Origin of the sequence: Allobacillus halotolerans (assembly GCF_018967645.1) — a bacterium.
Lineage (GTDB): Bacteria > Bacillota > Bacilli > Bacillales > Alkalibacillaceae > Allobacillus > Allobacillus halotolerans.
On the sequence record NZ_JAHLZF010000064.1, the window covers coordinates 1 to 1,102 of the forward strand.

Consider the following 1,102-nt stretch of genomic DNA (forward strand, 5'->3'; position numbering starts at 1 on the left):
AGAGGAACTTTATCTATCCCCCCCCCGCCCCCAAAGGGGGAGCGACCAAACGGCAGCTTCACTCAATGGAGTGTTACTGTTCATCAAAGCCAAGTGATAATTGTCGTTTCTCTGCTTCTTCTTTCTTTTGGGCAGCTAAAGTCTTTTTCCGAACGTATGTTTTAGCAAATGTCACTCGGTCACCATTGAATACTATCAGAGGATTAATAAACCAAAGATTATCGGCTGGTCCTCGGGCTATGATTTCAGCTTTTACAAGTTCTGCAAGTCCTTTATAAACGGCTTTGTCTGTTTTGTATTTGGTATATTCTAGGCATTTTTTTCTATTGAAGATGATTAAATCATTTTTGGGTTTCATGCAGGTCATAAAGTAACCAAAAACCCGAATAGCTGCTTGTGATAGGTCAAAGAATGCAGCAAAGTTAGAAAGATACAATTTAGTGAATTGTTCTTCATCTACTTCTATTTGACGGATAAACGAAGTCTTAAACACTTCTCCAGTTTCAGTGTCGGCTAAAGCTACTACGGCTCTCTTATCGCCACCACTATTACTCTTATACTTTTTAACAACATGATTTTCAATACCTTCTATAGCTTGTTTCATAAAAGGATTTTCTTCGTTCTTTTGAAAATCGGTTAACTTAACTGCTTTTTTATTTTCCATTTTGATGTGTTTTTGGGAAATATTATTCTCCACAAAGTAAACTATTATTTTCCATAAAAACAATATTAAGGGAAATATTATTTTCCTGTTTAGTATTATATTAGGAAATCAGTATTTTCTAGATTGGAAAATGAGAATTTCCAATATGGAAAATGCCCTATATTGTGTATCAAGTACTTAACTTATTCTATTTCTTCTATTCTTAATATACCCCCAAAACAGCACAAAATCAGTCACTTAAAAATCATCGGTCGGGGAGCGCCCAGCGGCAAGGGGCGGGACCACCCGTCCCGACGAGCGCCACACCATAAACTTTTTTTAGAATAAGCACACAACCGTTTTCCGAACCCTGCAAAATTTCTTCCGAATCCGAACGACGTAACACTCCATTGAGAGAGGCTGCCGTTTGGTCGCTCCCCCTTTGGGGGCGGGGGGGGG

General features: G+C 38.7%; 1 protein-coding gene. It reads right to left on the reverse strand.

The genetic code is table 11. The annotated features are described in order from the left end of the window. Positions 1-73: 73 nt before the first annotated feature. On the reverse strand, positions 74-697 hold the full coding sequence (locus KQ486_RS14035) for a replication/maintenance protein RepL (protein ID WP_005648621.1): 624 nt from the start codon (positions 695-697) through the stop codon (positions 74-76). Between the last annotated feature and the right edge of the window lie 405 nt (positions 698-1,102).